Annotated in this window: 21 protein-coding genes, 1 pseudogene and 1 riboswitch; of the genes and pseudogenes, 9 read left to right on the top strand and 13 right to left on the bottom strand. The window is 64.2% G+C overall.

Features of this window, described 5'->3' with window-relative positions; translation table 11 throughout:
- Positions 1-28: 28 nt before the first annotated feature.
- Positions 29-1,180: a murein transglycosylase A gene (gene mltA / locus E2H86_RS03585; RefSeq protein WP_133324790.1), complete on the top strand. Its 1,152-nt coding sequence runs from the start codon at positions 29-31 to the stop codon at positions 1,178-1,180.
- A 63-nt stretch (positions 1,181-1,243) separates the two neighbouring features.
- Here the strand turns inward: mltA and E2H86_RS03590 are convergent, their stop codons facing one another.
- The gene (locus E2H86_RS03590) at positions 1,244-1,630 is read right to left on the bottom strand and encodes an MAPEG family protein (RefSeq protein WP_133324792.1); all 387 of its coding nucleotides are present in this window, start codon (positions 1,628-1,630) and stop codon (positions 1,244-1,246) included.
- Between the two features lie 27 nt (positions 1,631-1,657).
- Entirely contained in the window at positions 1,658-2,491 is an 834-nt protein-coding gene (locus E2H86_RS03595; protein WP_133324794.1) for an EamA family transporter, read from the bottom strand.
- A 227-nt stretch (positions 2,492-2,718) separates the two neighbouring features.
- On the opposite strand from E2H86_RS03595, the gene E2H86_RS03600 reads away from it, so the two are divergent.
- Positions 2,719-3,954 (top strand): cation:proton antiporter, encoded by a 1,236-nt coding sequence (locus tag E2H86_RS03600; protein WP_133324796.1) that lies wholly within the window; start codon positions 2,719-2,721, stop codon positions 3,952-3,954.
- Between the two features lie 52 nt (positions 3,955-4,006).
- Here the strand turns inward: E2H86_RS03600 and E2H86_RS03605 are convergent, their stop codons facing one another.
- The gene (locus E2H86_RS03605) at positions 4,007-4,408 is read right to left on the bottom strand and encodes an acyl-CoA thioesterase (RefSeq protein WP_133324798.1); all 402 of its coding nucleotides are present in this window, start codon (positions 4,406-4,408) and stop codon (positions 4,007-4,009) included.
- Between the two features lie 186 nt (positions 4,409-4,594).
- Positions 4,595-4,691, top strand: a riboswitch (S-adenosyl-L-homocysteine riboswitch).
- Between the two features lie 20 nt (positions 4,692-4,711).
- Here E2H86_RS03605 and ahcY point away from each other — a divergent pair.
- The 3 genes from ahcY to E2H86_RS03620 all read left to right on the top strand — a co-directional run bounded on the left by ahcY (position 4,712) and on the right by E2H86_RS03620 (position 9,359).
- Positions 4,712-6,121: an adenosylhomocysteinase gene (ahcY, locus tag E2H86_RS03610; RefSeq protein ID WP_133324800.1), complete on the top strand. Its 1,410-nt coding sequence runs from the start codon at positions 4,712-4,714 to the stop codon at positions 6,119-6,121.
- Positions 6,122-6,282: 161 nt separating this feature from the next.
- Complete coding sequence (metF, locus tag E2H86_RS03615; protein WP_268868225.1) at positions 6,283-7,131, top strand: methylenetetrahydrofolate reductase [NAD(P)H]; 849 nt, start codon at positions 6,283-6,285, stop codon at positions 7,129-7,131.
- 341 nt (positions 7,132-7,472) lie between these two features.
- Positions 7,473-9,359 carry a DEAD/DEAH box helicase gene (locus E2H86_RS03620; RefSeq protein ID WP_207955608.1) on the top strand — a complete coding sequence of 629 codons (1,887 nt, stop codon included), beginning with the start codon at positions 7,473-7,475 and terminating at the stop codon, positions 9,357-9,359.
- A 184-nt stretch (positions 9,360-9,543) separates the two neighbouring features.
- Here the strand turns inward: E2H86_RS03620 and E2H86_RS03625 are convergent, their stop codons facing one another.
- The 3 genes and pseudogenes from E2H86_RS03625 to E2H86_RS03635 all read right to left on the bottom strand — a co-directional run.
- Positions 9,544-10,122 (bottom strand): YceI family protein, encoded by a 579-nt coding sequence (locus E2H86_RS03625; protein ID WP_133324804.1) that lies wholly within the window; start codon positions 10,120-10,122, stop codon positions 9,544-9,546.
- Between the two features lie 33 nt (positions 10,123-10,155).
- Positions 10,156-10,707: a cytochrome b gene (locus E2H86_RS03630; protein ID WP_133324806.1), complete on the bottom strand. Its 552-nt coding sequence runs from the start codon at positions 10,705-10,707 to the stop codon at positions 10,156-10,158.
- Between the two features lie 232 nt (positions 10,708-10,939).
- Positions 10,940-12,592: pseudogene (locus E2H86_RS03635) on the bottom strand (FAD-dependent oxidoreductase); the annotation flags it as partial.
- Between the two features lie 205 nt (positions 12,593-12,797).
- On the opposite strand from E2H86_RS03635, the gene E2H86_RS03640 reads away from it, so the two are divergent.
- From E2H86_RS03640 to E2H86_RS03650, 3 genes are all read left to right on the top strand, one after another.
- On the top strand, positions 12,798-13,295 hold the full coding sequence (locus E2H86_RS03640) for a hypothetical protein (RefSeq protein ID WP_133324808.1): 498 nt from the start codon (positions 12,798-12,800) through the stop codon (positions 13,293-13,295).
- Between the two features lie 91 nt (positions 13,296-13,386).
- On the top strand, positions 13,387-14,793 hold the full coding sequence (locus E2H86_RS03645; protein WP_133324810.1) for an adenosylmethionine--8-amino-7-oxononanoate transaminase: 1,407 nt from the start codon (positions 13,387-13,389) through the stop codon (positions 14,791-14,793).
- Positions 14,794-14,861: 68 nt separating this feature from the next.
- Complete coding sequence (locus E2H86_RS03650) at positions 14,862-15,581, top strand: 16S rRNA (uracil(1498)-N(3))-methyltransferase (RefSeq protein ID WP_133324812.1); 720 nt, start codon at positions 14,862-14,864, stop codon at positions 15,579-15,581.
- 10 nt (positions 15,582-15,591) lie between these two features.
- Here the strand turns inward: E2H86_RS03650 and trhA are convergent, their stop codons facing one another.
- The 7 genes from trhA to E2H86_RS03685 form a co-directional block, all read right to left on the bottom strand.
- Positions 15,592-16,209: a PAQR family membrane homeostasis protein TrhA gene (gene trhA / locus E2H86_RS03655; RefSeq protein ID WP_133324814.1), complete on the bottom strand. Its 618-nt coding sequence runs from the start codon at positions 16,207-16,209 to the stop codon at positions 15,592-15,594.
- Positions 16,210-16,286: 77 nt separating this feature from the next.
- On the bottom strand, positions 16,287-16,760 hold the full coding sequence (locus E2H86_RS03660) for a chemotaxis protein CheW (RefSeq protein WP_133324816.1): 474 nt from the start codon (positions 16,758-16,760) through the stop codon (positions 16,287-16,289).
- A complete protein-coding gene (locus E2H86_RS03665; RefSeq protein ID WP_133324818.1) occupies positions 16,753-21,261 on the bottom strand; it encodes a hybrid sensor histidine kinase/response regulator in 4,509 nt (1,502 codons plus the stop codon). The genes E2H86_RS03660 and E2H86_RS03665 overlap by 8 nt, the downstream gene beginning before the upstream one ends.
- Positions 21,262-21,271: 10 nt before the next feature.
- On the bottom strand, positions 21,272-23,296 hold the full coding sequence (locus E2H86_RS03670; RefSeq protein ID WP_230385187.1) for a methyl-accepting chemotaxis protein: 2,025 nt from the start codon (positions 23,294-23,296) through the stop codon (positions 21,272-21,274).
- A gap of 50 nt (positions 23,297-23,346) precedes the next feature.
- Complete coding sequence (locus tag E2H86_RS03675; protein WP_133324822.1) at positions 23,347-23,901, bottom strand: chemotaxis protein CheW; 555 nt, start codon at positions 23,899-23,901, stop codon at positions 23,347-23,349.
- Positions 23,898-24,263, bottom strand: a complete 366-nt coding sequence (pilH, locus tag E2H86_RS03680; RefSeq protein WP_133324824.1) for a twitching motility response regulator PilH — start codon at positions 24,261-24,263, stop codon at positions 23,898-23,900. Before pilH ends, E2H86_RS03675 begins: the two co-directional genes overlap by 4 nt.
- 47 nt (positions 24,264-24,310) lie before the next feature.
- The gene (locus E2H86_RS03685) at positions 24,311-24,712 is read right to left on the bottom strand and encodes a response regulator (protein WP_133324826.1); all 402 of its coding nucleotides are present in this window, start codon (positions 24,710-24,712) and stop codon (positions 24,311-24,313) included.
- A gap of 241 nt (positions 24,713-24,953) precedes the next feature.
- Between E2H86_RS03685 and gshB the strand changes: the two genes are divergently transcribed.
- Positions 24,954-25,907, top strand: a complete 954-nt coding sequence (gene gshB, locus E2H86_RS03690; RefSeq protein WP_133324828.1) for a glutathione synthase — start codon at positions 24,954-24,956, stop codon at positions 25,905-25,907.
- Positions 25,908-25,970 lie beyond the last annotated feature (63 nt).

Consider the following 25,970-nt stretch of genomic DNA (forward strand, 5'->3'; position numbering starts at 1 on the left):
TCTTCGCCACGCACAGGAACACAGACTTATGAAATCAGCCTTGCGTCACCTTGCCTGGACACTCCCGGCCCTGGCCCTGCTGGCGGGCTGCAATGGCAGCGACAAAGCCAAACCCGAGCCTCACGCCGTCGCCACCTATAGCCACGCCACCTGGCAAGACTTACCGAGCGTCAGCGACAGCGACCTGGTCGCCGGTTTCCAAGCCTGGCGCAATGGCTGCGAGAAACTCAAACGCGACGCAGTGTGGGCCGAGACCTGCACCGCCGCTGCCGACCTGCCAGTGGACGCCCAGCAGGTGCGCAGCTTCCTGCAGGAGCGCCTGGAAGTGTACGGCCTGCGTTCGGCACAGAACGATGCCAACGGTCTGATCACCGGTTACTACGAGCCGGTCTACCCGGGCAGCCTGACCCGCAGCGAAACCGCGCATGTGGCGGTCTATGGCGTGCCGGACGACATGATCGTGGTGGACCTGGCCAGCGTCTATCCGGAGCTCAAGGGCAAACGCCTGCGTGGGCGACTGGAAGGCCGCGTACTCAAGCCATACGACACCGCCGAGGTGATCAACCGCGAAGGTGCCAAGGCCCCGGTGCTGGCCTGGCTGACCGACCCGATGGACCTGCAGTTTCTGCAGATCCAGGGATCGGGGCGGATCCAACTGGAAGATGGCCGGCAACTGCGCGTGGGCTATGCCGACCAGAACGGACACCCCTATCGGCCCATCGGGCGCTGGCTGGTGGAACAAGGTCTGCTGAAAAAAGAAGACGTCAGCATGGGCAGCATCCATGCCTGGGCCGAGGCCAACCCGCAGCGCGTCCCCGAGCTGCTGGCCAGCAACCCCAGCTACGTGTTCTTCAGCACTCGCCCGGACAGCAACGAAGGGCCTCGTGGCTCGCTCAACGTGCCACTGACCGCTGGCTACAGCGTGGCCATCGACCGCAAGGTGATCCCATTGGGCAGCCTGCTGTGGCTATCGACGACACGCCCCGACGGCTCGCCCGTGGTTCGCCCGGTAGGCGCCCAGGACACCGGCGGCGCGATCAGCGGCGAGGTGCGTGCGGACCTGTTCTGGGGAACCGGACCAGAGGCCGGTGAACTGGCCGGTAACATGAAGCAGCAAGGCCAGATCTGGATGCTGTGGCCAAAAGGCAAGCCGCTGCCGGAAGTACCTAAAGTACTTTGAGTCGTGTCGCTCTGTTCGCGGCGGTTCGGCGCTCCGACAAGCCCGCGAACAGAGCGCCGCGATTCAGATGGAAACCACGAAGAACGATACGATCAACGCCAACCCGGCAAACCAGGTCAGCGAGCGCAACGCCGCCCAGTCCGCCAGGTAACAGATGATGTACAGCAAGCGGCTGGTGATATACAGCACGCCGAGCACATCCTGGGTCACCTGCTCGGCATTGCCGACGATATCGGCGACCAGCACCGCAGCGGCAAACGCCGGAAACGCCTCGTAACCGTTCTGCTGGGCGGCATGGGCACGCCGAGGCAGCCCTGACAAGGTGTCGAGGAAGGCTCGCGGGTCGTGGTTGTCCTTGAGGCCGAAGCGGCCGCTGCTCACCTTGGCGATCAAGGCACACAGGGGGTTCAACAGCAGCGCGATCAGAATGCACCACAGGGCGACGGTCATGCTCAGGACTCCTTGTTGGATAATGGGTTAGAGCTTCATCACCAGCATGCCTGCCAGGACCAGCCCGCAAGCTAGGAGTCTGGGGCCGCCGAAAGGTTCTTTGAGATAACGCATGCCCAGCAGTACCACCAGGATCACACTCAGCTCGCGCAGCGCCGCAGCTTCCGCCACCGAGCCAAGGTGCATGGCCCAAAGGACCAGGGCATAGCTGAACAATACGCATACACCGACCGCCACGCCCAGGCGCCATTGGGTACGCCAGAACAGCACGAACGGCGCGCGCCGTGCGACGCAGGCCAACACTGGAAACGGCCAGGCACTGAGCAGGGTTAGCCACACCAGGTAATCCCAAGGCTTGCCCCACAAACGAACGGCCTGGCCGTCGAACCAGGTATAGCAACCGATGCACAGGCCAATCAGGGCCACCACCGGCAGCATCGACCACGGCAACCGATCTCCACCCCCGCCCTGCCACAACAGGCAAGCCATGCCACACGGGATGAGCAGGATGCCAATGATCTGCTGACCGCTGAGTGATTCGCCGGCAAAGGTCAGGGTCAAGCCCAGCACCACCAGCGGCGACAGCCCGCGCATCAGAGGATAGACCAGACCAAGGTCCCCCACCCGATACGCCTGGATCAGCAGAAAACGGTAGAGCTGTTCGGCAAACGCCGAGGCCAGGAGCCACGGCCAGATCTCCGCCGGCGGCAGATCGACGAAGGCCACGGCGATGACGGCGAAGACCAGCGCCACCGAATCCATGCTGGCAATCACCAGCAAGCGCTCGCCGCTGAATTTGATCAAGGTATTCCAGGTCGCGTGCAACAGGGCGGCGACCAAGACCAGGGAAGTTGCCAGCACGTCTGCGGGTCCTTGTGACGTTTGGAGAGGTGAATATATAGCGTTCGGGGGGGTGGTGCTTCCGCGAGTACGGCGAGAGGCCCTCGCCGCGTTTGAGATCGAGCGCCAAACAGAACGTTTCCAACAAATCCGGTCAAATCGTGTGTCCCGGTCCCTTCGCCAGATCATCAAAGAACTGCCCGAGCGATTCGGGCTACGACTTGGAAGCCACTGTTACAGGACTTGGGATGCTCGAACTCGTTGCTGCGTTTATCTGCCTCACCACCCTTCTCACCTACGTCAACTACCGCTTCATCGGCCTACCGCCTGCCATCGGCGTGATGGTCACGGCGCTGCTGTTCTCTCTGATTCTCCAGGGCTTGAGCCTGGTCGGTTTCCCAGGTCTGGAGGCGCGGGTCGAAGGGTTGATGAACCAGATCGACTTCAATGACCTGCTGATGCACTGGATGCTGGCCTTCCTGCTGTTCGCCGGCGCCCTGCACGTCAACCTCTCCGACCTGCGCAGCTACCGTTGGCCGATTGGCTTGCTGGCGACGCTCGGGGTGCTGATCGCCACCGTGGTGATCGGTTTTCTCGCGCACTGGGTGTTCGCCCTGTTCGGCTGGCAGGTACCGCTGATCTACTGCTTGCTGTTCGGCGCCCTGATCTCGCCAACCGACCCGATCGCCGTACTGGGCGCGTTGCGCACGGCGAACGCGTCGAAACCGCTGAAGACCACGATCGTCGGCGAGTCGCTGTTCAACGATGGCACAGCGGTGGTGGTGTTCACCGTACTGCTGGGCATCGTCCAACTCGGCGAAACCCCCACTATCGGCGAAACGGCACTGCTGTTCGCCCACGAAGCCATCGGCGGCGTCGCGTTCGGTGGCCTGATCGGCTATGCCACCTACCGCATGATCAAGAGCGTCGAGCAATACCAGGTCGAAGTCATGCTGACCCTGGCCCTGGTCATCGGCGGCTCGGCGATGTGCTACGAGCTGCACGTATCGGCACCGATCGCCATGGTGGTGGCCGGCCTCATCATCGGCAACCTGGGGCGCAACCTGGCGATGAACGACATGACCCGGCGCTACATGGATGGCTTCTGGGAATTGATCGACGACATGCTCAACGCCTTGCTGTTCGCCTTGATCGGCCTGGAACTGTTGCTGCTGCCGTTCAACTGGTTGCACCTGGCGGCAGGCGGTGTGCTGGCGGTGGCGGTGCTGCTGTCGCGCCTGCTCACCGTGGCACCGGCGATCGTTCTGCTGCGCCGCTGGCGTTCGGTGCCCAAGGGCACGATCCGGGTGCTGACCTGGGGAGGCCTGCGCGGCGGAGTGTCGGTGGCCCTGGCGCTGTCGCTACCCCAGGGCGAGGAACGCGACCTGCTGTTGTCGATCACCTACATCGTGGTGCTGTCGTCGATCCTGGTGCAGGGCCTGAGCATCGGCCGCGTGGTACGCAACGTCAGCGCCCAGCCCTGAGATAGGTTCTGGTCTCTTCGCGGGCTTGCCCGCGAAGCGCCATGGGCGGACGTCACTCCACGGCGGAGTCCGGGAACTGGTCCTGAATGTACTTGATCTCGGTGCGCCCGTGTGGCGCCGGCAGGCCGTCCTCGCCGAGATTGACGAAGACCATCTTGTCGACCGTGAGAATGGGCCTGCGAGTGATCTTGTTGCGCACTTCGCACTTGAGGCTGATGGAGGTGCGACCGAACTCGGTGGCGGTGATGCCCAACTCGATGATGTCGCCCTGGCGCGAGGCGCTGACGAAGTTGATCTCCGAGATGTACTTGGTGACCACGCGCTGATTGCCTAGCTGGACGATGGCGTAGATCGCCGCTTCCTCGTCGATCCAACGCAACAGGCTGCCGCCGAACAGGGTGCCGTTGGGGTTGAGGTCTTCGGGTTTAACCCATTTGCGGGTATGAAAGTTCATCTGTTCTCCTGACCTGCTTGCCTGACATGCAACCATGATGGCAGAGCCGTCGCCAGCACTCCATTGAAGATCGACTATCGTCTCGATTAATCGACGGAAAACCTTGGGCTTGGCCGACGGCGCGGCTATAATCCCTGCCGTTTCACATGGCGACGCCCCTCGGCTGGGCGCGGCCATGCCCGCCACCCACCCGAGGGGCGCTGCAGCAGGCTCGGCCTGTCAGGCTCGGATGGGGCGTTGTCCGCTCCCGCGGACGCTTAACGCACAACGGCGCCCATTCGCACACTACGAATGGAGGCTCTCATGAGCGCTGTAAACACGCCTGCAGGTTTTTCCGACTTCAAGGTCGCCGACATTTCCCTGGCCGACTGGGGCCGCAAGGAAGTCATCATCGCCGAATCGGAAATGCCCGCGCTGATGGGCCTGCGCCGCAAGTATCAAGCCGAGCAACCGCTCAAGGGCGCAAAGATCCTGGGCTGCATCCACATGACTATCCAGACCGCCGTACTGATCGAAACCCTGGTCGCCCTGGGTGCCGAGGTCCGCTGGTCGTCCTGCAACATCTTCTCGACCCAGGACCAGGCCGCTGCCGCCATCGCCGCCGCAGGCATCCCGGTGTTCGCCTGGAAAGGTGAAACCGAGCAGGAATACGAGTGGTGCATCGAGCAGACCATCCTCAAGGATGGCCAGCCATGGGATGCCAACATGGTACTGGACGACGGCGGTGACCTGACCGAGATCCTGCACAAGAAATACCCGGCCATGCTGGAAAAGATCCACGGCGTGACCGAAGAAACCACCACCGGCGTGCACCGTCTGCTGGACATGCTGGCCAAAGGCGAGCTGAAAGTCCCGGCGATCAACGTCAACGATTCGGTCACCAAGAGCAAGAACGACAACAAGTACGGTTGCCGTCACAGCCTCAACGACGCCATCAAGCGTGGCACCGACCACCTGCTGTCCGGCAAGCAGGCCCTGGTGATCGGCTACGGTGACGTGGGCAAGGGCTCGGCCCAGTCGCTGCGTCAGGAAGGCATGATCGTCAAGGTCACCGAAGTCGACCCGATCTGCGCCATGCAGGCCTGCATGGACGGCTTCGAAGTCGTCTCGCCGTTCAAGGACGGCATCAACACCGGTACCGAAGCCGGCATCAACGCCGACCTGCTGGGCCGCATCGACCTGATCGTCACCACCACCGGTAACGTCAACGTCTGCGATGCCAACATGCTCAAGGCCCTGAAAAAGCGTGCCGTGGTCTGCAACATCGGCCACTTCGACAACGAGATCGACACCGCCTTCATGCGCAAGAACTGGGCCTGGGAAGAGGTCAAGCCGCAGGTGCACAAGATCCACCGTACCGGTGCTGGCACCTTCGATCCGCAGAACGACGACTACCTGATCCTGCTGGCCGAAGGCCGCCTGGTGAACCTGGGCAACGCCACCGGTCACCCAAGCCGCATCATGGACGGCTCGTTCGCCAACCAGGTACTGGCCCAGATCTTCCTGTTCGAGCAGAAGTTCGCCGAACTGCCAGCCGCCAAGAAAGCCGAGCGCCTGACCGTGGAAGTGCTGCCGAAGAAACTCGACGAGGAAGTGGCCCTGGAAATGGTCCGCGGCTTCGGCGGCGTGGTCACCCAGCTGACCCCGCAGCAGGCCGAGTACATCGGCGTCACCGTCGAAGGCCCGTTCAAGCCGGACGCTTACCGCTACTAAGCGGCAAGCTCGAAGCTTCAAGCGGCAAGCCAAGGCAGCTCATGCCATTGCCACTTGATGCCCGAACTCCGAAATCTTGAATCATGCCAAGCCAGGTCGGCCTTCACCGACCTGGCTTTTACTTGCAGCTTGCCGCTTGAAGCTTGCTGCTAGAGGAACACCTGATGTCCCAGGAACGCCGCTACAGTTTCGAGTTTTTCCCGACCAAGACCGATGCCGGTCACGAAAAACTGATGGGTGTCGCCCGCCAACTGGCCACCTACAACCCCGACTTCTTCTCCTGCACCTACGGTGCCGGGGGCTCTACCCGCGACCGCACGCTGAACACCGTGCTGCAGCTGGAAAATGAGGTGAAAGTCCCTGCCGCCCCGCACCTGTCGTGCGTCGGCGACAGCAAGGACGATCTGCGCGCGCTGCTGGCCGAGTACAAGGCCGCTGGCATCAAGCGCATCGTCGCCCTGCGTGGCGACCTGCCTTCGGGCATGGGCATGGCCAGCGGCGAACTGCGTTATGCCAGCGACCTGGTCGAATTCATCCGCCAGGAAACGGCCGATCACTTCCACCTTGAAGTCGCCGCCTACCCCGAGATGCACCCACAGGCGCGCAATTTCGAAAGCGACCTCGCCAACTTCGCGCACAAGGTCAAGGCCGGTGCCGATAGCGCCATCACCCAGTATTTCTTCAACGCCGACAGCTACTTCTATTTCGTCGAGCGGGCACAGAAGCTGGGCGTGGACATTCCGGTGGTGCCCGGCATCATGCCGATCACCAACTACAGCAAGCTGGCACGCTTCTCCGACGCCTGCGGCGCCGAGATCCCACGCTGGATCCGCAAGCAACTGGAAGCCTACGGCGACGACACCGCCAGCATCCAGGCCTTCGGCGAGGAAGTCATCACCCGCATGTGCGAACAGTTGCTGCAGGGCGGAGCTCCAGGACTGCACTTCTACACCCTGAACCAGGCCGAGCCGAGCCTGGCAATCTGGAACAACCTGAAGCTGCCGCGCTAAGCGACCCCGGCAAGGGTCCTGGCCCCGCGCCAGGGCCATTGTCGCCCATACTGCCGCGGCCAGTGACGCTGTTGGCGAACTTCCTGTCGCCGTTGAGCAGCAGGAACGCAGCACAGCCCGATAGCTCTGTTATACTCGGGCCTTCCCGCCCGGCTCACGCCCGGACGCTCGGCCTAGCAACAGGCATCCCGATCAGCAGCGACGCAGCCTGCGTCCGCCCTCCGCTTCCCGGATGCGCAGTGAAAGCCCAGCTGGACCGGACGCGATCGCATCCCACCGATGCCCGTCGCGCCAGGCAGAACATCCCTACGGGCCCAGCCCACACGAGAACAGGATTGCCCATGTCCTTTGCTTCCCTCGGTCTCTCCGAGGCTCTTGTCCGCGCTATCGAGGCTGCGGGCTACACCCAGCCGACTCCGGTGCAACAGCGGGCGATTCCCGCCGTGTTGCAAGGCCGCGACCTGATGGTTGCCGCACAGACAGGTACTGGTAAAACCGGCGGCTTCGCCCTGCCGATCCTCGAGCGCCTGTTCCCGGACGGCCACCCTGACAAATCCCAGCGTCACGGCCCGCGCCAACCGCGCGTACTGGTCCTGACCCCGACCCGCGAACTGGCCGCCCAGGTCCACGACAGTTTCAAGGTCTATGCCCGTGACCTGCCATTGGTCAGCGCCTGCATCTTCGGCGGCGTCGGCATGAACCCGCAGATCCAGGCCATCGCCAAGGGTGTCGACGTGTTGGTCGCCTGCCCGGGCCGTCTGCTCGACCTGGCCGGTCAAGGCAAGGTCGACCTGGCCCATGTGGAAATCCTGGTGCTCGACGAAGCCGACCGCATGCTCGACATGGGCTTCATCCACGACGTCAAGAAGGTCCTTGCCCGCCTGCCGGCCAAGCGCCAGAACCTGCTGTTCTCGGCGACCTTCTCCAAGGACATCACCGACCTGGCCGACAAGCTCCTGCATAACCCGGAGCGCATCGAGGTCACGCCGCCGAACACCACCGTCGAGCGCATCGAACAGCGTGTCTACCGTCTGCCAGCCAGTCACAAACGTGCACTGCTGGCGCACCTGATCACCCTTGGTGCCTGGGAACAGGTGCTGGTGTTCACCCGAACCAAGCACGGCGCCAATCGCCTGGCCGAGTACCTGGAAAAGCACGGCCTGACCGCCGCCGCGATTCACGGTAACAAGAGCCAGAACGCCCGCACCAAGGCACTGGCCGACTTCAAGGCCAACAGCGTGCGTGTACTGGTGGCGACCGACATCGCCGCCCGCGGCCTGGACATCGATCAGTTGCCCCATGTGGTCAACTTCGAGCTGCCCAACGTCGAGGAGGATTACGTTCACCGTATCGGCCGCACCGGCCGTGCCGGTCGTTCGGGCGAGGCGATTTCGCTGGTGGCGCCGGATGAAGAGAAGCTGCTCAAGAGCATCGAGCGCGTCACCAAGCAGAAAATCGCCGACGGCGACCTGATGGGCTTCGATGCCAGCCAGGTCGAAGCCGAGAAGCCTGAAGTCCGTGAGCGTCCGCAGAACAACGGCCGCGGTCGCAACCAGCAGGCACGCGGTGACGGCGGCAAAGAAACCAACGGTGGCCGCAAGGACAAGGGCAAGGACAAAGGCAAAGCCAAGCAGCAGGCTGCCGACAAGCCCGCCGAGAAGGAAAAGTCTGGCGACAAACCAGCGCAACAACGCAAACCGCGTGACAAGAAGCCCCGCCAGCAGCAGAGCGCCCAGGCCGGGCTGCCCAAGGTGCCAGCCGATCGAGATCCGGAGGAGTTCCTGGATGACGAGATCGATAACTTCGGTAACCGCGCCGATTACGTCAGCCCCTACCAGAATGCCAAGAACCAAGGCCGCAACCGTCGTCCAGGCGGTCAAGGTCAAGGCCAGGGTCAATCGCAGGGCGGCGGTCAACGCGCCAAGAACGGCGGTGGCCAGGGCCGCAACGGCGGTGGTCAGGCACGCAGCGGCGGCGGTGACAAACGTCCTCGCAACAACACCGGCGGCGGTGCCCGTCGCGATGGTGGCGGCGGTCGCAACCGTCCGGCGGGTCGCGACGAGGCCTCGCGCCAGGAGCCAGCGGTACGCAGTGGTCGCGAGCAGCATCAACCCGTGATTATCCGCAAGGAATCCAAGCTCGATCGTTATCCGACGCCTGAGCAACTGGACGACCTGCCGAGCCGCCCACGCGGCGAGCGTCCTGCGCTGCTTACCCGCAAGGGCTGACAGGTAACCGGGGCTGCTTCGCAGCCCTTCGCGGGCAAGGCCGCTCCCGCAGGTGCGTGCACGCCTTGAGGTCGGCACTGTACTTGTGTGGTTTGCCCGCGAAAGGCCGGATAACGATGCCAACGGTTCCAGGACCAACGAAAACGCCGCCCAATGGGCGGCGTTTTTCATTGCCGAGGCAATGTTACTTCTGCTTCACGCCTTCGAGGCTGATATCCAGGTCCAGGGTCTGCGAGGTCGGGCCTGGGCCCTTGATGCCGAAGTCGTTCAGGTTCAGCGTGGTGGTGGCGTTGAAGCCTGCACGCTCGCCGCCCCATGGATCCTTGCCTTCGCCGTTGAAGGTGGCCTTGAAGGTGACCGGCTTGGTCACGCCATGCAAGGTCAGGTCGCCAGTCACGTCAGCGGTCTTGTCGCCGGTCGATTTGACAGCGGTGGAGACGAACTTGGCCTCAGGGTACTTCTTCACGTCGAGGAAGTCGGCGCTGGCGATGTGCTTGTCACGCTCGGCATGGTTCGACCACAGGCTGGCGGTTTTCAGATCGACGCTGATCTTGCTGGCTTCTGGCTTGGCGCTGTCCCAGCTGAAGGTGCCGTCGAAGTCCTTGAAGGTGCCATGGATGAAGCTGTAGCCCAGGTGGCTGATCTTCCAGTCGACGAAAGCGTGCTGGCCTTCCTTGTCGATCTTGTACTCGGCAGCCATGGCCTGGCCAGCCGAGAGCAGTGCGGTACCGAGCGCCAGAGCGGCAAAAGTCTTTTTCAACATCCTTACTTCCTTCCTATGCAATTGAGTTGAGAATCAAGCTTTGCGGCCCAGCATGCGGGTCAGGGTCGCGTCACGGTCGATGAAGTGGTGCTTTAGGGCAGCCAGGGCGTGGAGCACGGCGAAGATCACCAACGCCCAGGCCAGGTACAAGTGGATCTCACCGGCCAGGTCGGCCTGATCAGGCAGATCACTGATCAGCGCAGGGACCTCGAACAATCCGAATACCGGGATGCCAACGCCATCGGCGGTTGAGATCAGATAACCGGCGATCATCACCGCGAACAGCCCCAGGTACAGCGCCAGGTGCCCCAGCTTGGCCGCCAAACGGGTGAATGCCCCATGGTTGGCCGGTGCCGGCGGCGGCGGGGTGATGAAGCGCCAGACCACCCGCAGCGTCATTACCGCCAACAACACCAGGCCGATGCTCTTGTGCAGATCCGGGCCGGCCTTGCGCCAGGGGCTGTAGTAGTCGAGTCCGACCATCCACAGGCCCAGGCCGAACAGGCCGAAGACCGCCAGAGCCACGCCCCAGTGCAGGACGATACTGACCACGCCGTAGCGAGAAGGTGAATTGCGCAGTTGCATGTTGACCTGTTTCCCCGTGAAAGCTGTGCACAGACTAACGCGAAACGTATCGAATAAAAGCGGAAAAAACTGCTTCGGATCATCAAGAAATCCGATAGCAAGTCTGCAGGTGTCCCGTTAAGGAAACATTAACGATAGCGCTGGGAAATGAGGTTGCCAGTACCGCCTCATCCCCACCGAACCGGCACCTGACAAGGCTTGCAGGCGCCGGGGCGAGGAGCGATCAGCTGGCTTTGGCCGGGGTGACCGGCGCAGGCTTGGCCTCAGGTTTGTCGGCTGTACCGAACAGCCGCGAGAAGAACCCTGGCTTCTCCTGCCGGGACTCCTCGCGCTGGGCTTCTTCGCGCTTGGCAGGCTCGGCCTTGGCAGGCGCCTTGTCAGCCTTGTCGGCCTTGCCTTCCGGCTCTGAATCACTCCCGAACAAGTTGGAGAAGAAACCACCCTTGCCCTTGGCTGCGTTGGCGGCTGGCGTGGCGGCCACCGGAGCGGCTTTCTCCGGCTCGAACGACTTGCCGGCAAGCAAGTCCTGGACCTGGCCGGCTGCGCGCTGGCCACTGCGCAGGGCGCCCTCCAGGGTTCCCGGGTACATCGCGTCGGTGTGCTCACCGGCGAACGCCACGCGTTGCACCGGTCGCTCCCACAGCCGCCAATACTTGCTGATCTGCCCCGGCCCATAGGCCAGGTAGGCACCCCCGGTACCCGCATCGGTGCTGTAGCGCTTGACCTCGTAGCCGGTGAACGAGCCGCGGGCCTGTGGATAGAAGGCATGCAGGCGGATGAGCACCTGGTCGACCATCTGCTTGTCACCAAATGCCTGCAACAGGCGAGCGTTATCGCCGGACAGGTTGATCACTACATTGGCGCCGCCTTTGAGCGCCGGTTCGATCCACAACATGCCCAAGCCTGCGTTGCTGAAGATTTCGCCGGACATGCGCGCACGGCTTTCCCAGACTGGCTTCTTGAACTTGAGCATCAACTGGTCGCGCCAACCGTAGTTGGTCCCTTTGAGTGCCGCCAGATGCTGGCTGTCCAGCCCAGGGATCATCTGGATCTTGGCCAGGGCGCGCAGTGGCACGGCCATGACCAGGTAATCGGCCTGGTAACCGACACTGCCGACCTTGACCGTCACGCCGTCCTTGTCCTGAACGACGGAGGTGACCGGCGAGTTGGTCTTGATGGTCTTGAGCTGCTTGACGAAGGCCTGGGCCAGCACCGGACTGCCGCCCGGCAAGCGCGCGGCGCGCAAGTCGCGATCGCTGACGCCGCGATAGACACGGTTCTGCTGAGCGAAGTAAAGCAGGGACAGACGTGAAGGCTCGTCGTAGCGGGTACGGATCTGCTGGTTGATCAACTGGCGGGCGGTGGCGGGCAGCTGCAACTTGTCGAGCCAGGTGGAAACGTTGATCTGATCAAGGGCGAACAGCGTGCTGTTGGCCTGGGGCTTGAGCGGGTCTTCGATGGAGCGCGCCAGGTCATCGAGGGTTTTCTCGTAGCGCTTGAGCGCTTCGGCGGTAGCCGGTTGTTTGGTGGCAAGGTCGGTGGCGCTGAAGTATTCGCCATCGATCAGATAACCCGGGGTCCGAACGAACTCGGGTGCCGGCAGTGTTTCAAGCTTGAAACGGTCCAGGTACTGGTTGAGCACCGGCTGCGCCTTGCTGTTGCCGATCCACTCGCTGGTGGCCAGGCCCGATCGCCCGCCCATGCCCGACTTGGCCTCCAGCAAGGTCACCTGCCAGCCTTTGCTCTGCAGCTCATAGGCAGCGGTCAAGCCCGCCAGGCCGCCGCCGACGACGATTGCCGAGGGTGTCTTGTCCTTCGCCAGCGCGGCGCCGCTGGACACACCGATCAATACCAACGCGCACAGGCGCACCCAAGCAGCAGCCATGTCGGCGAACTCCGAGTTGAAGTAGCGAAAAAAGGGAGATCTGGGTCTCGAAAGACGATGCGTTAAGAATACGTCAGGTACCGGCACCTCGCCAGCGCAGCGGCAACAAGTGCCTTTGGCAACTGGCATTTTTGTCAGTAGCGCAGACAGACCATGCGGGCGATGCTGGCCCACAGGCTGCCAACCGAACAAAGGGGGGTGGAGCATGCGCTACAAGGAGCAGTTCGAAGACTTCGACCACGTCGGCCAGCAGAGTCTCGTGCCGTGTCAGGCGTTGCATACCGACTCGGGCCTGAGCATCCGCGCCAACAGCATCGCCGGCGCCGGCCTGCACGAGGCCTTCCGCGGCGAGGATGGCACCGAACTGGTGATTGGCGAGAACTGCGACGTGGAAATCGCTTTCAATCAGGAGGTCGAACAACTGCACCTGGAGTTGTACGTGGTCAGCGACCGGGAGGGCGAGCTAAGGGATCTGGCCGACGCGCAGGGCCTGGAGGGCGATCCGCAACTGGCACCGCTGAGCTACTTCTACTGGATCACGCTCACCGGCAGTGGCTACACCGAATTCCTCCCCGGCCCCGTGTTCAGCCGCCCTTCCAGCCATCTGGTCCTGGGGCCGTTTCGTCGCCTGACCATCTCCACCTCTCAGGCCGGCACCGTGCACATCCGCAGACTGCGGTGGACGCCTACCTGCCGCCACTGAACACGCCCAGCGAACCATGGCGGTTGTCCTGCCTCCCGGCATTGCTTAGGCTTACGCGGTCAATCAAGCCGCGTCGCCAGGAGAAGTGCCCATGGGCCTCAACGATCAGTGGATGCAACGTGACCTCAAGGTCCTGTGGCACCCCTGCACCCAGATGAAAGACCACGAGCAACTGCCGCTGATCCCGATCAAGCGCGGCGAAGGCGTATGGCTCGAGGATTTCGAGGGCAAGCGCTACCTGGATGCCGTGAGCAGCTGGTGGGTCAACGTCTTCGGCCACGCCAACCCGCGCATCAACCAGCGCATCAAGGATCAGGTCGACCAGCTGGAACACGTGATCCTGGCCGGTTTCAGCCACCAGCCGGTGATCGAGCTGTCCGAGCGCCTGGTCGCCATGACGCCGGCCGGGCTCGACCGGGTGTTCTACGCCGACAATGGCTCATCATGCATCGAAGTCGCCCTGAAGATGAGCTTCCACTACTGGCAGAACATCGGCCAGCCGGCGAAGAAACGCTTCGTCACCCTCACCAACAGCTATCACGGCGAAACCATCGCGGCCATGTCGGTGGGCGATGTGCCGCTGTTCACCGAAACCTACAAGGCATTGCTGCTCGACACCCTCAAGGTACCGAGCCCCGACTGCTACCAGCGCCCTGAAGGCATGGGCTGGGAAGAGCATTCGCGCAACATGTTCGCGGCCATGGAGCAGACCCTGGCGGAGCATCACCAAACCATCGCCGCCGTGATCATCGAACCGCTGATCCAGGGTGCCGGCGGCATGCGCATGTACCACCCGGTCTACCTCAAGCTGCTGCGCGAAGCCTGTGACCGTTACGGCGTGCACCTGATCCATGACGAGATCGCCGTGGGCTTCGGCCGCACCGGCACGATGTTCGCCTGCGAACAGGCCGGCATCCGCCCGGACTTCCTGTGCCTGTCCAAGGCGCTCACCGGCGGCTACCTGCCCCTGGCCGCCTGCCTGACCACCGACACCGTGTACCAGGCGTTCTACGACGACTACCCGACCCTGCGGGCCTTCCTCCACTCGCACAGTTACACCGGCAACCCGCTGGCCTGCGCGGCCGCCCTGGCGACTCTGGACATTTTCGAGCAGGACAACGTGATCGAGGCCAACAAAGCACTCGCCACGCGCATGGCCAGCGCCACCGCGCACCTGGCCGAACATGCCCATGTCGCCGAGATCCGCCAGACCGGCATGGCCCTGGCCATCGAAATGGTCCAGGACAAAGCCAGCAAGACCGCCTATCCGTGGCAGGAGCGGCGCGGCCTGAAGGTCTTCGAGCATGCCCTGACCCGAGGCGCTTTGCTGCGACCGCTGGGCAGCGTGGTGTACTTCCTGCCGCCCTATGTGATCACCCCCGAGCAGATCGACTTCCTGGCCGAGGTGGCCAGCGAAGGCATCGACATCGCCACCCGCAGCAGCGTGAGCGTGGCAGTGCCAGCAGACTTCCATCCCGACTTTCGCGATCCGGGTTGAACCCGCTTCCCCACGGTCCCACCCGCTCCCACAGGGGGCATGCGTCCTTCCATATTTCGAGCTGAACCATGAGACTGTCCCGCTTCTTCATCGACGCCCCCCTGAGCCTTGGCCAGCACGACCTGCCCGAAGCCCAGGCCCATTACATCGGCCGCGTGTTGCGCATGGGCCCCGGCGATGCCGTGCAACTGTTCGACGGCAGCGGCCAGGAGTACCTTGGCCAGTTGCTCGAGGTGGGCAAGAAAAACGTCCGGGTCAGCCTTGACCAGGCGCTTGCCGGCCAGCCCGACTCGCCCTTGCAGATTCATCTCGGCCAGGGCCTGTCCCGCGGCGAACGCATGGACTGGGCGATCCAGAAGGCCACCGAACTGGGCGCCAACGAAATCACCCCGATCGTCAGCGAACGCTGCGAAGTGCGTCTGAAGGACGAGCGCGCCTACAAGCGTCTGGCCCATTGGCGCCAAGTGGCGATCAGCGCCTGCGAGCAGTGCGGACGCTCGACCTTGCCAGTGATCCACCCACCGCTGACCCTGGCCGAATGGCTCAAGGGCAGCGAGGCCGAGCTCAAACTGGTGCTGCACCCGGTGGCAAAACCGCTGACCAGCCATGCCAAGCCGGCCAAGCTGGCGTTCTTGATCGGCCCGGAAGGTGGTCTGAGCGAAGCGGAAGTCGATCAGGCCAAGGCTGCGGGTTTCCATGCCGCACGCCTGGGCCCGCGCGTGCTGCGCACCGAAACCGCGCCGGTGGTGGCCCTTTCGGTGGCGCAGCAACTGTGGGGCGATTTCTAGCCCTCCAGCACTAGCGCACGTAGACCGAAACAGCGACGAAGTGCAGCAGGCTGCCGGTGATCACGAACAGGTGCCAGATGCCATGGGCGTGGCGCAGGCGGCTGTCGAGGGCGAAGAAGATGATGCCGATGGTGTAGAACAAGCCGCCGGCTGCCAACCAGGCGAAGCCGGCGGCACCCAGGGTGTGCAACAGCGGCTTGACCGCCACCAGCACCACCCAGCCCATCACCGCGTAGATGATGATCGACAGGATCCGCGCTTCCGAACGCGGTTTGATCTCCTGCAACATGCCGATCACCGCCAATCCCCAGACCACGCCGAACAGGCTCCAACCCCAGGGGCCGCGCAGGCTGACCAGGCAAAAAGGGGTATAGCTGCCGGCGATGAGCAGGTAGATCGACAGGTGATCGAGCTTGCGCATGATCACCTTCGCCCGCCCGCGAGTGCTGTGGTAGAGCGTGGAGATGCTGTAGAGCAGCAGCAAGGTGCTGCCGTAGATGGAGAAGCTGACGATCTTCCAGGGATCGCCTTGCAAGCCCGCGACGACGATCAGCCAGCTTGCCCCGATACAGGCCAGGACGGCACCGACCAGGTGGGTCCAGGCATTGAAGCGTTCACCGTAGTACATGCAAACACAGACCTCCTGAGATGGGCTGGGTTCCTGACATGGAGCGTGCCCGCGAAGAGGCCCGCACAGACCCCATCCTACCCAAACCCAGATTGCAGATCCGCGTCACGCACCAATCTTTCCAAGCCCACCAGATCCGGCACTCGCGCAATCTGGTCGCCCACCTGCACCGCCGCCAGCTCAAGGCTGCCCAACGCCACATCCACATAGTTGAGCTGGCTGTCGAGTTTGCACGAGCGCGGGATGTCCTGCAGTAGCACGGCCAGGTAGCGCAGTCCCGTGTCGCCCAGGGCATTGAGCACGACGATACGGGCCCGCTCGCCACAAGGCGTCTCGCCACCGCATGCGGTTTCGAAACCGATCAGCGGCAGGCGCTGCTGCCGCCAGTCGATCCAGCCCAGGTGCCAGGCCGGCTGCCCTGGCTGGCATGCCAGATTGCGCTGGCCGATCAACTCGGCCACGGCGACGTTCGGCAATACCAGAGTGCGGTCACCCAGCGGCAGCAACAGACCGGTGAGGGTGCTGCGCTGACCGGCGATCATTTCAAGCATGCTGCTGGCTCCAATGGGCGATGCTCTGCAACACCACCGATTCCTGGTAGGGCTTGCCGAGGTAGTCGTTGACGCCGATGGCCATGGCCCGCTCACGGTGCTTCTGGCCGGTACGCGAGGTGATCATGATGATCGGCAGGTCCTTGAGGCGGGCATCACCACGAATGCGCGTCGCCACCTCGAAGCCGTCCATGCGCGGCATCTCGATATCCAGCAGCAGTATATCGGGGCGATGGACATCCAATTGCGCCATGGCGTCGACGCCGTCCTTGGCCGTCAGCACGCTCATGCCATGGCGCTCGAGCAGCCGGCTGGTGACCTTGCGCACGGTCACCGAGTCATCCACCACCATCACCAACAACGGCCGCCGTGGCGCCGGCCCGAACAGCGTGCGCTGCACCCCGCTGCCACCGGGCAGGCGTGCCAGCCGGCGCTGCTGGCCACGCAACTGACCGAGCAGGTCGAGAATCAGCACCACCCGACCATCCCCCAGCAAGGTCGCGCCAGACAACCCGGCAACGGCAGCGAACTGCGGCCCCAGGCTCTTGACCACGATTTCCCGGCTCGGTGACAGGCTGTCGACCTGGATGGCGAACGACTGCTCCTGGGAATGCACCAGCAGCACCGGCAATGGCACGCGCTGGCCCAACAGGGTCGGCCTAGGCACACCCTGCACCAGCTCGCCCAGGTAACGCAGCTGGTACTCGTAACCGGCGTAGGTGTAGCGCGGCGAGTCCAGCTGGTAGCAGGCTTCGAGCTCGCCAGGCGGCACCCGCACGATGCCCTCGATGGTGTTGAGCGGGATGGCGTATTGCTCTTCGCCCAGGTGCACCATCACGGCACGGTTGATCGAAACCGTGAACGGCAGGCGAATCAGAAAGCGCGCCCCCTTGCCCTGGGCCGACTCGATGGTCATCGAGCCGCCCAGTTGCTTGACCTCCTCGTGCACCACGTCCATGCCCAGACCACGACCGGAGATCTGGGTGATCTTCTCCGCGGTGGAGAAGCCTGGGCGCAGGATGAACTGAAGGATCTCGTGGTCACTCAGCTGCGCCGCCGGATCCAGCAGGCCACGCTTGATCGCCTTGCGGCGCACGGCCTCCAGCGGCACGCCGGCGCCATCGTCGATCATCTCGATGACGATGTCGGCGCCCTCGTGCAGCAGGTTCAAGTGGATGGTGCCCTGCTCCGGCTTGCCCGCCGCCAAGCGCGCCTGTCGCGACTCCAGGCCATGGTCGACGGCATTGCGCAGCATGTGTTCGAGGGGCGCGACCATGCGTTCGAGCACGCTGCGGTCCAGCTCGCCCTCGGCGTTGCCGACCACCAGTTCGACCTGCTTGCCCAGCTCGCTGGCCACCTGCCGCACCACCCGCTGCAGGCGCGGCACCAGGCGCTCGAACGGCACCATCAAGGTGGCGGTCAGGCCCTCCTGCAACTGGCTGTTGACCCGCGCCTGCTGCTGCAACAGGCCTTGTGTTTCCTGAGCGCGCTGGGCCAGGGTTTCCTTCAGTTCGATAAGGTCAGACGCCGACTCGAACAGTGCCCGCGACAATTGCTGCAACTGCGAATGGCGATCCATCTCCAACGGGTCGAAGTCTTCGTAGGCATCGCTTTCGAAGGGCTGACGGCTGGTGATGCGGCCTTGGGTCTCGATGTCCAGGCGCAGCAGCTGGTCGCGCATGCGCTCGAGGGTGGTATCCATTTCGCTGAGGGCGAACTGCGCATCGTTGACCTGCTGCTCGATGCGCCCGCGAATCACCGAGTGCTCACCAGCCAGGTTGCCCAGATCGTCGAGCAACTCGGCATCGACCTTGACCATGTCACCGGCCGCGCGCTCGGGCGATGTCGTCGGGGCTTCGGCAGGTGCCGCCTCGGTCGGTGCCTGGGCCGCCACGCTGTCGGCCAGGGCGGCGCTGCTGAAGTTGCGGATGTAGTCGATCAGCGCCGTGGCAGCGTGTAACGGCTGCCCCAGGCGCACGGCATCGAGCATGTGCGCCAGGCGGTCATGGCAGTTCTGCAGCAACGAGAACAGCGCCGGAGTCGGCGGCAGGCGACCCGCCGCCAGCAGCTCGTAGAGAAACTCCAGTTCGTGGGCAAGATCGCCAATGGCGCTGATCTCGACCATGCGCGCCACGCCTTTGAGGGTGTGCAGGTCGCGCATGAGGTTCTCTACCTCGGCGCCATTGCGTGGGTCGGCCTGCCAACGCGCCAGCGCACTCGCGGCGCTCTCCACGATGTCGGCGCTCTCTTCCAGGAAGACATCCATCAACGCCTTGTCACCTGGACTCTGCGGGTCCTCGTCAATGACTTGGGCAACGCCATCGATGGGGTCGAGCGAAGTCACGCCAGTCGCACCGACCACGCCCATCGCATCTGGCGCCAACCCCTCGTCGAGCAGCCCGCGCAGGGCCTCTACAGTGGCCCTGCGCACCGTCGGCTCCTGACCGGCAGCCAGCTCGTCGAGCATGTCGATCAGTGTCTCGTGCGCTTGCTGGGCCTGGGCGAAGAACCGAGCGTCGGCGGCCAGGCTGCCCTCTTCCACCGCGCCATAGAGGTCGAGCAACGCTTCGCAGACTTCATCCATCGCCCACAGATCGGCCAGGTGAGCCGCATGCCCCAAGGTCGTCAACTGCTCCAGCAGCGGCTCCAGTGCCTGGCGTTGGCCGGGTTGCTCCTGCCAATCGGACAACAGTGATTCGGCATCGAGAAGGATGTCCATGGCCTGGCCAAGGAATCGTGCCGTCTGCTGCGGGTCGCGACGGCGCTTCTCGGTACGGGTTTCGGTAGACGTACCGAAGTGCGCCTCCAGGGCCCGGTCGACCTGCTCGATCAACTCGGCGGCCCCAGGAATCGGCGCCAACGGTGTGACGTGCAGTTGCTCCAGGCCAGCCTGGAACAGATCGAGCGCCACCGCCAAGTACTTGAGCTCGCCCTGGTGCAATGTCACCTGGTGGCTGCGATATTCCCGCACCAAGCGGTCGAAGGCGGCCGCCAACTCGGCGATCGGCAAAACCCCAGCCATGCCGGCGCTGCCCTTGAGCGTGTGCAAGGCACGCTGCAGGCTATCGTCGACCGCGGCATCGTCGCCGCTGGCCTGGGCGAGGAACGCCTCGACACTGGCCAGGTGACCCAGCGCCTCATGGCGGAAAATGTCCAGCAACTGCCGGTCCAACCCATCGATCGAGGCGCTCGGCTCTGGCGCATCCGGCGTGGCGATCTTGCCCGCTGCCGGCAAGGCGATCGAGCTGTCGACCAGACACGGCACGCCCAGGGCCGCCAGGCTGACACGAGCCCGCTCGACGAACGGCTGGCCATCGGCCAGGGGGTCGGCGACGCGCCACTGCAGGTAGCACTCACCGGCACTGAGGGCCTCGGCCAAGTGGGTCAACTCGTCGTCCGGCGGCTCCTCCTCGAGGTGCTGCAACCAGCCCTGCACGTAGGACGCGCAGCCGCCAAACAGCTCCGCTGCAGCCGGCAGCATCAACATCGTCAGGGCTCCACGCACCTGCTGCAACAAACCCGGTAGCGCCAGCAGGCGCTCGCGCGGCCAGCCGGACTCCAGGCAATCGCCGATCAACTCCTTGGCCTGATGCAGCACGGCCAGCGCTTCTTCCAGCACCACCTGGCGGATCTCGACCAAATCCGAGCCCGGCAGGTTGCCTTGGCCACTCTGCTCCATCTGGCCGACCATGCCGTTGAGGGTGGCTTCGACGTAGAGCAGCGCCCCCGCCACGTCCATCAGCACCGCATCGCCGGGCTCGCGTTCGGTTTGGGCCAGCGCCTGCAAGGCCAACACCTGGTCGATGATCACCCGCCGCGGTTGCTGGAAGCCCAGTACCGCCAGGGTATCGGCAACGTGGCGCAGCGGTGCCAGCAGTTGCTCCAGGTGCGCGGGTTGCTGGTCGAGGCGCTCCTTGATGCGCATCAGATCGTCGCACAACGCCACCACCACCGAGCGCAACGCATCACGCCCGGGTCCGGCCTGCAGTTGTTCACGCCAGGCACCCAGCGACAGGTCGAGGTCGGCCAGGTCATCCTCGCCAGCCAGGCGTTGCGCGGCCTCGCCGACCAGACTGCCCTGGGCCATCGGCTCGACGCCGCGGCAGGACCTGAGCTGGTTGATCAACGGCAGCATCACCAGAGGCAGGTCGTGGCGCGCCCCACGCAGTCGCTGCAGATAGGCCGGCAGTTGCTCCAGGCCTCGAAACAATGCCCCCAGGCAATCGCCACGCGGGCTGACCTGGCCATCTGCTAGCGCCCGGGCGAGCTGCTCCAGTTCGTCGGCCAGGCGCGCGGCCCCCTGCAGCTCGAGCATCCGCAGGCAACCCTGCACCTGATGCAGATTGTCCACCACGAAAGCCAGCATGGACAGATCGCCGGTATCAGCGGCAAAGCGTTCCAAGGCCTGGCGGGCCTGCCCCAGGCAGTCGAGGAGGGCATCCTTGGTCCAGGCCAGGGCGACCGTTTCGTGGCGCTCGAGGCTTACAGCGGCGACAGCCATGGGCGACTCCTCAACGGGGCTCGGGCGGCGGGGGCAAGGTGAAACCGGACACCGAACGGCGCATCTCGCTGGCCATGCGTGCCAGGTGGCGGATGCTGTCGGCAGTGGCGCCAGAGCCGGCCGAGGTCTGCGCAGTGATTTGCTGGATCACCGCCATGGTGTGGGAAATCTGCCCGGCCGAGGAAGTCTGCAATTGCGCGGCGTCGGAAATGCTGTGGATCAGCTCCGCCAGGTTCTGCGACACGCCCTCGATCTCGGCCAAGGCCACCCCGGCGTCCTGGGCCAACCGCGCGCCACGCACCACCTCGGCGGTGGTCTGCTCCATGGAGATCACCGCCTCGTTGGTGTCGGCCTGAATGGTGCGCACCAGCGCCTCGATCTGCCGCGTGGCCGAGGACGAACGCTCGGCCAGGCGCTGCACCTCGTCGGCGACCACGGCAAAACCGCGCCCGGCTTCGCCGGCCAGGGAGGCCTGGATTGCCGCGTTGAGGGCGAGGATGTTGGTCTGATCGGCGATATCGTCGATCAGGCTGACGATATCGCCGATCTCCTGGGAGGATTCACCCAGGCGCTTGATGCGCTTGGCCGTGTCCTGGATCTGTTCGCGGATGTTGTCCATGCCGTTGATGGTGTTGTGCACCACCTCGTTACCCTTGTTGGCGATGGCCACCGAGCGCTCGGCGACCTTGGCCGACTCGTAGGCGTGCGCCGAGACCCGGTCGATCGACTCGACCATGTCGCCCACCGCCTCGGAGGCTTCGCTGATCTGCTCGGCCTGGTGCTCGGACGCCTTGGCCAACTGGCGGGCGGTGTTCTGCGTATCCTGCACGGCGGCGGCGACCTGCACGGCACTGTGGTTGATGGTGGCGACCAGATCGCGCAACTGGTCGACCGAGTAGTTGATCGAGTCGGCGATGGCGCCGGTGAAGTCCTCGGTCACCGACACCGTCACCGTCAGGTCGCCATCGGCCAGTTCTTCGATTTCGTCGAGCAGGCGCATGATCGCTTGCTGATTGCGTTCGTTCTTCTCGGCGGTTTCGCGCAGTTGGCGATGGGTGGCGCGCACCATCACCAAGCCGATGAGGATGATCGAGGCCAGGGCCAGCAGACCCAGGGCATAGCCGCCGACGGTGTCGAGAGTGCGCCCACCGGCCAGGTTCTCGAAGCCGTTGGCCAGGTGCGAGGCCTCGTCGAGCAGGGTTTGCGACAGGCTGAAGATGTTGCCGGCCGCCTCACGCACGCGGAACAGTTCCGGCGAGGTCTCGAGGATCTCGTCCACCGAGCCTGCGACGAACTGGAACAACTCGGCGATCTCGCTCAGACGCGCCCGCGCATCGGCATCCGCCACCCGGCTCACCTGGATGGCCGCATTGCCGTTGAGCATGCCATCGAGCACCTGACCGAAGCGGCTGGCGTCACGCCCGAAGGCATCGGCAGCCTGGGCGGCGCTGTCATCGCCTGCGAGCACGGTGTTGACCGAGCCGAGAATACGCTCGGCCAGCAGCAACTGACGCTGGGCGACCGCCACCTGGCTGGCAGGAGCACCGCTCTGCAAGAGGATCTCCACCACCTTTTCGTACTCGACCTGCAACTGCGGCACCGTCTCGGCCAGGGTCGCGGCCACCTGGTGCAGTGACAGCACGGTCTGTTCGCTGGCGAGAATGGTGTCGGTGTTCTTGCGCAGGTTCTCCCAGTCACGGCCCACCGCTTCCATCTCATCACGAACCGCAGGCGGCGCCGCCGGCAGGCCCGTGGACTTGTCGCCTTCGCGCAGATAGCCCCAGCGCCGCTCGAAATCGTTGCGCGCATCGGACAGCAAGCGGAACGCCAGAGACTTGCCGGCCGCCGCCTCGGTGGCGTTCTTGGCGATGCGTTGGGACAACACCCGTAGTTCGCCGGCATGGCCGATGTACTGCTTGTCGTGATTGGACTGGGTGTTGAGATAGGCGAAGTTGGCGAACAGCAGGATGATCGACAGGATCAGGATCACGAACAATACGGTGATCTGCGCGATGCTGCGTGTGCGCGGGGTCATGCCTGAGGGCGCGACGACGGTGGGGGCCGGCTTGTTCACGTTGGTAGGTCCTATAGCGCCACGTCGAGAAAGCCCGGGGCCTGGGCCAGGGCGAAGGGGCTGAAGATCGCCCAGTTGCGCTCGCGGGCGAAGTGGCCCTGGACGAAGCGTGCGGCAGCCCGCAGCAGTGGCTGCGGGGGCGATAACTCAAGGCTGCTGAGGGCGAAGTGCTGCAGACCCAGTACCTCGTCGACCAGCAGGCCGACGAACAAATCTTCGTGATCCAGTACCAACACCCGCCGCTGCTTGCCCGGCGCCGCCGGACCAAGGCCGAAGAAACTGCTCAGGTCCATCACCGGCAGCAACCGCCCACGCAAGTTGGCTACCCCGCAGACCCAGGGCTGCACGCCTGGCACCCGACTGCTGCGCGGCTCGCGCAGGACCTCGGCGACCTCGCCCATGGGCGCGACGAACCACTGTCCGGCGACACGAAAACCAATGCCGCTCCAGCTCTGCATCCGAGTGTCCTGGGGCGGCTGGTCGGCCACCAGCAGGCGACAACGCCGATCGATGTCCAGCAACAGCTCGAAGGCGGTCAGCGACGCGCCTTGGGGGCGGGTGGTCAAGCGCCCAGCACCTCTTTGAGCTTGGCGATCAGCGCATCCTCTTCCACCGGTTTGGTCAAGAACACCCGGGCGCCCTGGCGCGTGGCCCAGATGCGATCGGTTTCCTGGTCCTTGGTGGTGACCACGATCACCGGTATGGCGCTGGTTTCCGGATCCTTGCTCAATTGGCGGGTGGCCTGGAAACCGTTCATGCCAGGCATGACGATGTCCATGAGCACCGCATCGGGTTTCTCCTGGCGGGCCAAGGCCACGCCGTCGGCACCGTTGTTGGCCTTGAACACTTGGTGGCCGTGCTTTTCCAGCCATGCGGTCAGTCGGTACATCTCTGTCGGCGAGTCGTCGACAATCAGAATTCGGGCCATGCTGTTTCCCCATCAGGCAAAAAGTGGCCGCGCCAGGGCGGGCGCGGTCAGGGTGCGTGTTGTTCGTGAGCGACGAAACCGGGTACGTGGGCCCTGATCGCATCGAGCAGCTCTTCCTTGCCGAAAGGCTTGGTCAGGAACCGGTCGGCGCCGACCACCCGGCCACGGGCCTTGTCGAACAGGCCATCGCGTGAGGACAGGAGAATCACCGGGATATCCTTGAAGGTACTGTTGTGCTTGATCACGGCGCAGGTCTGATACCCATCCAGGCGTGGCATCAGCACATCGACGAAGATGATCCGAGGCTGGTGGTCGACGATCTTGGCCAGGGCATCGAAACCATCGCTGGCGGTGATCACTTCGCAGCCCGCTTCGCCGAGCAACATCTGCGCGGTGCGGCGGATCGTGCGGGAATCATCGATCACCATCACCTTCAGGGGTTGTTCCATAGAGGCCTACCAGTGGATATAAGCGGCAAGGTGCAAGCGACAATCTGCAAGAAAAAGCACACCGGGCTTGGCTGGCCCTTGTCTCGAGGCTTGCGGTTGAGAGCCTGCAGCTGCATTTTTAGCACACTCCGAGGGGCCATTCCATCTGCCGCGCCCCTTGACCCGAGGCGTCCACGGCGCCACCCTGAGCCACTTTTCTTTCGATCGATCGCGGCCGTGCGCCGCCAAGAGGAACCACCCCATGAGCGTTCGCCTCGGCATTGTCATGGACCCCATCGCGTCCATCTCCTACAAGAAGGACAGTTCGCTGGCCATGCTGCTGGCCGCCCAGGCCCGTGGCTGGAGCCTGTTCTACATGGAACAGCGCGACCTTTACCTGGGCGCCGGCCAGGCCCGCGCGCAGATGCGTCCGCTCAAGGTGTTCGCCGACCCGCAACGCTGGTTCGAGCTGGGCGAGGAGCAGGACGCCGCCCTGGCCGATCTGGACGCGATCCTCATGCGCAAGGACCCACCCTTCGACATGGAGTTCGTCTACAGCACCTACCTGCTGGAGCAAGCCGAACGCGAAGGGGTGCTGGTGGTCAACCGCCCGCAGAGCTTGCGCGACTGCAACGAGAAGCTGTTCGCCACCCAGTTCCCGCAGTGCATGGCGCCGACCCTGGTCAGCCGCCGCGCCGACATTCTGCGTGAATTCGCGACCACCCATGGCGATGTGATCCTCAAACCGCTCGATGGCATGGGCGGCACCTCGGTATTCCGCCACCGCCCAGGCGACCCCAACCTCTCGGTGATTCTCGAAACACTGACCCAGCATGGCGGCCAGCAGATCATGGCGCAGGCCTACCTGCCGCAGATCGTCGACGGCGACAAACGTATCCTGATGATCGACGGCGAGCCGGTCGACTACTGCCTGGCACGCATCCCGGCCAGCGGCGAGACCCGCGGCAACCTGGCTGCCGGCGGTCGCGGCGAGGCTCGCCCGCTGACCGAGCGCGACCGCTGGATCGCCGCCCAGGTCGGCCCGACCTTGCGCGAGAAGGGCCTGCTGTTCGTCGGCCTCGACGTGATCGGCGATTACCTCACCGAAATCAACGTGACCAGCCCCACCTGCATCCGCGAGATCGACGCCGCCTACAACACCGATATCGGTGGCAAGCTGATGGATGCCATTGATCGCAAGCTCCAGGCGCGCTGACCACCGACGCGGAGCAAAACCGCAGAGTGGGGTATGATGCCGGTCCTTTTCGATTGAGCTACT

This window comes from Pseudomonas putida (genome assembly GCF_004357765.1).
Lineage (GTDB): Bacteria > Pseudomonadota > Gammaproteobacteria > Pseudomonadales > Pseudomonadaceae > Aquipseudomonas > Aquipseudomonas putida_U.